Genomic DNA, 8258 nt, shown 5'->3' with positions numbered 1-8258 from the left:
CGGCTGGGTGCGGGGACGGATATTCCGATCGGGTCGGCGATCGCCGGGCGGACGGACGAGGCGCTGGATGATCTGGTCGGGTGTTTCGTGAACACGCTGGTCATCCGGAGTGATCTGTCGGGTGATCCGTCGTTCGGTGCGCTGCTGGAGCAGGTGCGCGAGAGCGGTCTGCAGGCGTATGCGCATCAGGATGTGCCGTTCGAGCGGCTGGTGGAGGAGCTGGCACCGGTTCGTTCCACGGCGCGGCACCCGTTGTTCCAGGTGATGCTGACGGTCCAGAACAACGAGCAGGCTGTGCTGGACCTGCCGGGGGTGCAGGCTTCTGGGCTGCCGAGGGAGTCGACGCGGGTCGGCGTCGCGACCGCGAAGTTCGACCTGGCCGTCACGGCTACCGAGGTCTTCGACGCGGACGGGGCACCCCTGGGTCTGCGTGGTGTGGTGATTGCGGCCGCTGATGTCTTCGCAACGGAGACGGCCGGGCGGTTTGCCGAGTGGTTCGAGCGGACGTTGGCGGGCCTGGTCGAGGATCCTGACGCGGCGATCGCAGCTGTGGAGATTGTCGGCGCGGATGAGCGCCGAATGCTCCTGGACGAGTGGGCTGGTGGCCGTGGGGAGCTGGTGGATCGGGGGACGATCCCCGAGCTGTTCGAGGTACAGGCCGCGCTTCGCCCCGATGCCGTGGCCGTCGTGTTCGAGGGACGGTCTTGGACGTATGGGGAGGTGAATGCGGCGGCGAACCGTCTGGCCCGGCATCTGGTGGAGCAAGGCGCGGGTCCGGAGCGGTTTGTGGCGCTGCTTCTGCCGCGTTCGGCGCAGCTGGTCATCGCGGTGCTGGCCGTGTTGAAGACGGGGGCGGCGTATGTTCCGGTGGATCCGGAGTATCCGGCGGAGCGCATCGCCTTCGTACTGGAGGACGTCCGGCCGGTTGTGACGATCGGGCCGGATGAGGTGGATGTCTCCGGTTACGACGAAGGCAATCTCCGCGTGGGAGTGCTTCCCGAGAACCCGGCGTACGTGATCTATACGTCGGGGTCGACCGGTCGTCCTAAGGGCGTGGTCGTGCCGCATCAGAATGTGGTGCGGCTGTTGGGGTCGACGCGGCAGTGGTTCGACTTCGGGCCGGACGATGTGTGGACCCTGTTCCACTCGTACGCCTTCGACTTCACGGTGTGGGAACTCTGGGGAGCCCTGCTCCATGGCGGCCGGCTGGTCGTGGTCCCGTATGTCGTGAGTCGTTCGCCGCGTGAGTTCGCTCAGCTGCTGGCGGCCGAGCAGGTGACGGTACTGAACCAGACGCCGTCGGCGTTCTACCAACTGATGGCGGCGGAGCAGGACGGCTGGTCGCTGCGGCATGTGATCTTCGGTGGTGAGGCGCTGGAGCCGGGCCGGCTTGAGGGCTGGTTCGCGCGGCACGGGCACAGCGGGCCGCGGTTGGTGAACATGTACGGGATCACCGAGACGACCGTGCATGTTTCGTACCTCGAGCTGGACCAGAACGTGGCGGCCGGTGCGCGGGGCAGCGTGATCGGCGCGGCGATTCCGGACCTGCGTGTGTATGTGCTGGATGAAGGTCTGCAGCCGGTCCCGGCGGGTGTGACAGGTGAGTTGTATGTGGCGGGTGCCGGCCTGGCACGTGGCTATCTGAACCGCCCGGCCTTGACCGGCGAGCGGTTCGTGGCGTGCCCGTTCGGTGCTGCCGGCGAGCGGATGTACCGGACCGGGGACGTGGGCCGTTGGCTCGCTGATGGGCGGCTGGAGTATCTGGGCCGTGGCGACCAGCAGGTGCAGTTGCGCGGATTCCGGGTCGAGCTGGGCGAGGTCGAGGCGGTTCTGGCGCGTCATGACGCAGTGGCGGACGTGGCGGTCACCCTTTGGGACGAACGCCTCGTCGCCTACATGGTGCTGGCCGACGAGCATGTCGAGACAGGTGAGGTCTCTCAAGCACTCCGTGGCTTTGCGGCCGAACAGCTGCCGGAGTACATGGTGCCGTCGGCCGTGGTGGGACTGGACGTGCTGCCGCTGACGGTGAACGGCAAGCTCGACCGCGAGGCGCTGCCCGCTCCCGCCTTCAACACAGGCGGCGGCCGGGCGCCTGGGTCGGTGCAGGAGGAGATCCTGTGCCAGGCGTTCACCCAGGTCCTGGGCGTGGACAGGGTCGGCGTCGACGACGACTTCTTTGCGCTGGGTGGTCATTCGTTGCTGGCGGTGTCGTTGGTGGAGCGGTTGCGTGGGCGGGGGGTGTCGGTCTCGGTGCGGGCGTTGTTCCAGACGCCGACGCCGGCTGGTTTGGCTGCGGTTGCGGCTCCGGCTGAGGTGGTGGTGCCGCCGAGTCTGATTCCGGAGGGTGCTGGGCGGATTGCTCCGGAGATGTTGCCGTTGGTGGAGTTGTCGGCTGTGGAGGTCGAGCGGGTTGTCGCGGCTGTTGAGGGTGGTGCGGCGAACATTGCGGACGTCTATCCGTTGGCGCCTTTGCAGGAGGGCATTTTCTTCCATCATCTGTTGGAGGCGGATGGTGGGGTGGATGCGTATGTGATGCCGCGGGTGATGGCGTTTGATTCGCGGGAGCGGCTGGATGCGTTCCTGGGGGCGTTGCAGCGGGTGGTGGACCGGCATGACATCTATCGCACGGCCTTCGTGTGGGAGGGGCTGAGCGAGCCGGTCCAGGTCGTGGTCCGCCAGGCCGACCTGCCGGTCACTGCGGTCGAGCTCGAGCCGTGAGGGCTCGGCCGCGGTGCAGGAGCTGATTGCTGGTGCGGGGTCGGTGATGGATATCGGTCGTGCCCCGTTGATGGACGTGTATACGGCTGCGGAGCCGGCGGGTGGGGGCCGGTGGCTGGCCTTGCTGCGGATGCATCACCTCGTGCAGGACCACACCACGCAGGATGTGTTGCTGGGGGAGATGAGTGCGTTCCTTTCCGGTCGGGAGGATTCGCTTCCGGAGCCGTTGCCGTTCCGGAACTTCGTGGCGCAGGCGCGGCTGGGCGTGACCCGGGAGGAGCACCAGGAGTACTTCGCGGGGCTGTTGGGTGATGTGGAGGAGACCACCGCCCCGTACGGACTGCTCGATGCGCATGGTGACGGCAGCGAGGTCGTGCGGTCGCATCTGGGTGTTGATGAGGAGGTGGGTCGGCGGGTTCGGGAGGTTGCGCGTGGGCTGGGGGTGAGTGCGGCGTCGGTGTTCCATCTGGCGTGGGCTCGGGTGCTTGCCACGGTCAGTGGTCGTGACGATGTGGTGTTCGGCACGGTGTTGTTCGGGCGGATGAATGCGGGTGTGGGTGCGGATCGGGTGCCGGGGCTGTTCATCAACACGCTGCCGGTGCGGGTGCGGGTCGGCGCTGTGGGGGTGGGTGAGGCGCTGGAGGGTGTGCGTGACCAGCTGGCGGAACTGCTCGTGCACGAGCATGCCCCGCTGACACTCGCACAGCAGGCCAGCGGCGTACCCGGCGGCAGTCCCCTGTTCACCTCACTCTTCAACTACCGCCACGGCAAGCGTCGTACTGCCGGGCGTGGCCCGGAAGCCGGCACCGCGCCCGGAGGCGTCAGGATGCTGCTTTCACGGGATGCCACCAACTATCCGGTGGCTGTCTCCGTGGATGATCAGGAGTCCAGGTTCGCGCTGATCGTGGATGCAGTCGATCCGGTCGACGGGCAGGCGGTGTGCCGGCTGCTGCACACCTGCCTGGACAATCTCGTGACCGCGCTCGAAGACCACCCGGCCAGTTCGCTGTCGGCGGTCGACATCCTCGACGAGGCCCAGCACAACCAGCTCCTCGCCGACTGGAATGACACGGCCGCCAAGGCGGGGCCCGAGGTGCCGATGGTGCCGGGGTTGTTCGCGGCGCAGGTGGCGCGGACTCCGGATGCGGTGGCGGTGGTGCAGGCGGGTGTGCGGCTGTCGTATGCGGAGCTGGATGCGCGGGCGAATCGGCTGGCGCATTTCTTGCGGGTGCAGGGGGTGCGTGCCGAGCGGGTGGTGGGTCTGTGCCTGCCGCGGGGTGTGGAGATGCTGGTCGGGATCCTCGCGGTGTGGAAGGCGGGCGCGGGGTATCTGCCATTGGACCCCGGGCAGCCGGCGGAACGTATCGCGTTCCAGCTGCGTGACAGCGGTGCGGTGTTGACGCTGACGACGCAACAGAAGCTGGGGAGCATTCCAGCCGATGGGCACCGTCTGGTGGCGGTGGACGACACAGTCGTGGCGGCGCAGATCGAGGCCGCTCCGGTGACGGCGCCGGGGGGTGTCGTGTTGCCGGGGCAGGTGGCGTATGTGATCTATACGTCGGGGTCGACGGGCCGGCCGAAGGGTGTCGTGGTCACTCACGGCGGGCTGGTCAACTACGTGTCGTCGGTGCCGGCCCGCATCGGGTTCGGGAGTCCGCACGGCCGGTTCGCGGTGTTGCAGGGGCAGGCGACGGACCTCGGCAACACCACGGTGTTCGCGAGTCTCGTGGGCGGGGGCGAGCTGCACTTCCTGGACGAGGAGGCGGTCACTGACCCCGCGGCGGTGCGCGGCTATCTCACCGGGCACGGCATCGACTGCCTGAAAGCGGTGCCCTCACACGTGGCCGCGCTCGGCGCGGAAGCGGTGGAGTCCGTGGAATCGTTGGTACTAGGTGGTGAGGCGGCCCCGGCAGGTCTGGTGACAGAACTTCTCGGCTCTGGTGAGGGCCGGTCGGTGTTCAACCATTACGGTCCGACGGAGACCACGATCGGTGTGGCCACTACCGTGCTGACGGCGGCGCAGGCCGCTGCTGGTGTGGTGCCGGTGGGCAGGCCGGTGGCGAACACCCGCTTCTATGTCCTGGACGGATTCCTGCGCCCGGTACCGCCGGGTGTGGCGGGCGAGTTGTATGTCGCGGGCGTACAGCTGGCGCGCGGGTATGTGGGCCAGCCGGGACTCACGGGCGAACGGTTCGTGGCCTGTCCCTTCGGTGGTGCGGGTGAGCGGATGTACCGCACCGGTGACCGCGCCCGCTGGACGGCGGACGGGCAGGTGGTGTTCGCGGGGCGTGCGGATGACCAGGTGAAGATCCGAGGTTTCCGGATCGAGCCGGGCGAAGTCCAGACCGCCCTGTCCGCTCATCCCCAGCTCGCCCAGGTGGCGGTGGTGACCCGCGAGGACAGTCCTGGTGATGTCCGGCTGATCGCCTACGTCGTCGCGGCCGCGGACGCCGTAACGGATGCACTTCCCGGCGATGTACGGGACTTCGCACTCGGACGGTTGCCGGAGTACATGGTGCCGTCGGCGGTGGTGGTGTTGGACGAGCTGCCGTTGACGGTGAGCGGAAAGCTGGATCGGAAAGCCCTGCCCGTCCCGGAGTATGCCGCTGGTGGAGGGCGTGGTCCGGCGTCGGTGCAGGAGGAGATCCTGTGCCAGGCGTTCGCGCAGGTCCTCGGCCTGCCTGCGGTCGGAGTCGACGACGACTTCTTCGCGCTGGGTGGCCACTCGCTGCTGGCGACCAGGCTGATCAGCGAAGTACGGGAGCAACTGGGAGTGGAGCTGCCCATCCGGGCGGTCTTCGCCGCCCGCACGCCGGCCGGGCTCGCGGCCCAGCTCGCACATCAAGGTAATAGCCGTCAAAGAGTGAGGCCCGCGCTGCGGCCGATGCGCAGCCAGGAGGAGTCCTGATGATCCCGCTTTCGTTCGCCCAGCGTCGGCTGTGGTTCCTGGCACAGCTGGAGGGTCCGAGCACGACGTACACGAACCCCACCGTGCTGCGCTTCTCCGGGTCGCTCGACCACGAAGCGCTGGAAGCTGCGCTGCGGGATGTGCTGGAGCGGCATGAGGTGCTGCGGACGGTGTTCCCGGCGCCTGACGGAGAGCCGTACCAGCGCATTCTTCCCGTCAGCGAAACCGGCTTCGCACTCGTCGTCGCGGACGTGGCTCCGGAACAGCTGACCGAGACCGTGGCCCGCACGGCGCGGCAGGCATTCGACCTGGCTACGGAGATCCCGCTGCGGGCCCACCTGTTCATCGTGGGTCCGGACGAGTATGCGCTGGTCGTCGTGGTGCACCACATCGCGTGGGACGCCTGGTCGGCGGGGCCGCTGGCGCGGGATCTGTCGGTGGCGTACGAGGCGAGGCGCACGGGCACGGAGCCTGGGTGGGAGCCCCTGCCGGTGCAGTACGCGGACTACGCCCTGTGGCAGCGGGAACTGCTCGGGGACGAGAACGACCCGGACAGCGTGCTGTCGCAGCAGGTGGAGTACTGGCGCGAGGCGCTGGCGGGGGTCCCGGAGGAGCTGGCGCTGCCGACCGACCGGCCGCGGCCCGCGGTACGTTCCTACCGTGGGCACCAGGCAGAGTTGGTGGTCCCGGCGGAAGTGCACGGGCGGCTGGTCGCCCTGGCGCATGAGCGAGGCATGAGCCTCTTCATGGTGCTACAGGCTGCCCTTGCCGTGACGTTGTCCCGGCTTGGCGCCGGTACGGACATTCCGATCGGCTCCGCCATCGCCGGCCGCACTGACAGGGCGCTGCACGACCTTGTCGGATTCTTCGTCAACACGCTGGTCGTCCGCACCGACCTTGCCGGCGATCCGACGCTCGCCGAGGTGCTGGAGCAGGTCCGGGAGACGAGCTTTGGTGCGTTCGAGCACCAGGACCTGCCATTCGAACGCCTGGTGGAGGAGTTGGCACCTGCCCGCTCCATGACGCGGCATCCCCTGTTCCAGGTGATGCTGACGCTGCAGAACGCCGGCTCGGCGAAGCTGGATCTTTCCGGTCTCAAGCCTTCCCGAATGGCTGGGGGAGCTCCCACGGCCAAATTCGACCTCGATGTCACCGCGGCCGAGACTTTTGGTGCCGACGGCACCCCCGCGGGTATTCGGGGCATGGTTGTCGCGGCTGCTGATCTGTTTGATGGGGAGACGTCTGTCCAGATTGCGCATCGCTGGGTTCGGGTTTTGTCGGCGTTTGCAGAGGATCTGTCCGTACGGGTGAGTGCGGTGGGGATTCTTGATTCTGCTGAGCGTGAGAAGTTGTTGGTGGAGTGGAATGACACGGTGGTGGATTGTGGTGTGTCGACTTTGCCGGGTTTGTTTGCGGTGCAGGTGGAGCGGACTCCGGATGCGGTGGCGGTGGTGTTCGAGGGTGTGTCGTTGACGTATGGGGAGGTGGATGCGCGGGCGAATCGGTTGGCTCGGTTGTTGATTGCTGAGGGTGTGGGTCCGGAGTGTGTGGTGGGGTTGGCGTTGCCGCGGTCGGTGGATCTGGTGGTGGCGGTGTTGGCGGTGGTGAAGGCGGGTGGGGCGTATTTGCCGATTGATTTGGAGTATCCGGCTGATCGGGTTGCTTTTCTGCTGGAGGATGCTGGGCCGGTGTGTGTGATTGCTGGGTCGGTGGATGTTGCGGTGGGTGTGTTTGGTGGGGTGGCGTGTGTGGTGTTGGGGGAGCCTGGGGTTGAGGAGCGGTTGGCTGGGTTGTCGGGTGCGGAGTTGGCGGATGTTGAGCGGCTTGGTCCGCTGGTGGCGTCTCATCCGGCGTATGTGATTTATACGTCGGGGTCGACGGGGCGTCCGAAGGGTGTGGTGGTGTCGCATGCGGGGATTGTGAATCGGTTGGTGTGGATGCAGTCGCGGTTTGGGCTGGGTGTGGATGATCGGGTGTTGCAGAAGACGCCGTTCGGGTTCGATGTGTCGGTGTGGGAGTTTTTCTGGCCGTTGGTGTGTGGTGCGGTGTTGGTGGTGGCGCGGCCGGGTGGGCATCGGGATCCGGTGTATGTGGGGGAGTTGATGCGTCGGGAGGGGGTGACGACGGTGCATTTCGTGCCGTCGATGCTGGAGGCGTTTATCGCCGAGCCGGCGGCTGTGGTGGGGCTGGCTGGGCCGGCGGCTGTGGTGGGTGGGGGTTTGCGGCGGGTTATTTGTTCGGGTGAGGCGTTGCCGGTGGTGGTGGCGGAGCGGTTCTTCGAGTTGTTCGGGGGGGTGGAGTTGCACAATTCGTATGGGCCGACGGAGACGACGGTTGATGCGACGTTGTGGCGTTGTGTGGTGGGTGGGGTGGTGGCGATTGGGTCGCCGGTGGTGAATACGCGGGTGTTTGTGCTGGATGAGTGGTTGCGTCCGGTGCCGGTGGGTGTTGCGGGTGAGTTGTATGTGGCGGGTGTGCAGTTGGCGCGGGGGTATGTGGGTCAGCCGGGGCTGACGGGTGAGCGGTTCGTGGCGTGTCCGTTCGGTGGTGCGGGTGAGCGGATGTACCGCACCGGTGACCGGGTCCGCTGGAGCGTGGACGGGCAGTTGGTGTTCGCGGGGCGTGCGGATGA

General features: G+C 67.3%; 3 protein-coding genes. All 3 read left to right on the top strand.

The features are described from left to right. On the top strand, positions 1-2718 hold a 2718-nt coding region (locus BZL64_RS12410), incomplete at its 5' end, for a non-ribosomal peptide synthetase (protein WP_143663104.1). Between the two features lie 13 nt (positions 2719-2731). Then, positions 2732-5626: a non-ribosomal peptide synthetase gene (locus BZL64_RS41935; RefSeq protein ID WP_086769047.1), complete on the top strand. Its 2895-nt coding sequence runs from the start codon at positions 2732-2734 to the stop codon at positions 5624-5626. Then, positions 5626-8258 (top strand): non-ribosomal peptide synthetase (locus BZL64_RS12400; protein WP_143663102.1); only part of this gene is annotated, 2633 nt, incomplete at its 3' end. The genes BZL64_RS41935 and BZL64_RS12400, both read left to right, overlap by 1 nt.

The sequence above is a fragment of the Streptomyces bobili genome, from assembly GCF_002154575.1.
GTDB classification, from domain to species: domain Bacteria; phylum Actinomycetota; class Actinomycetes; order Streptomycetales; family Streptomycetaceae; genus Streptomyces; species Streptomyces bobili.
Note: the sequence above shows the minus strand (reverse complement) of the source record. Positions and strands in the feature narration are given on the sequence as shown.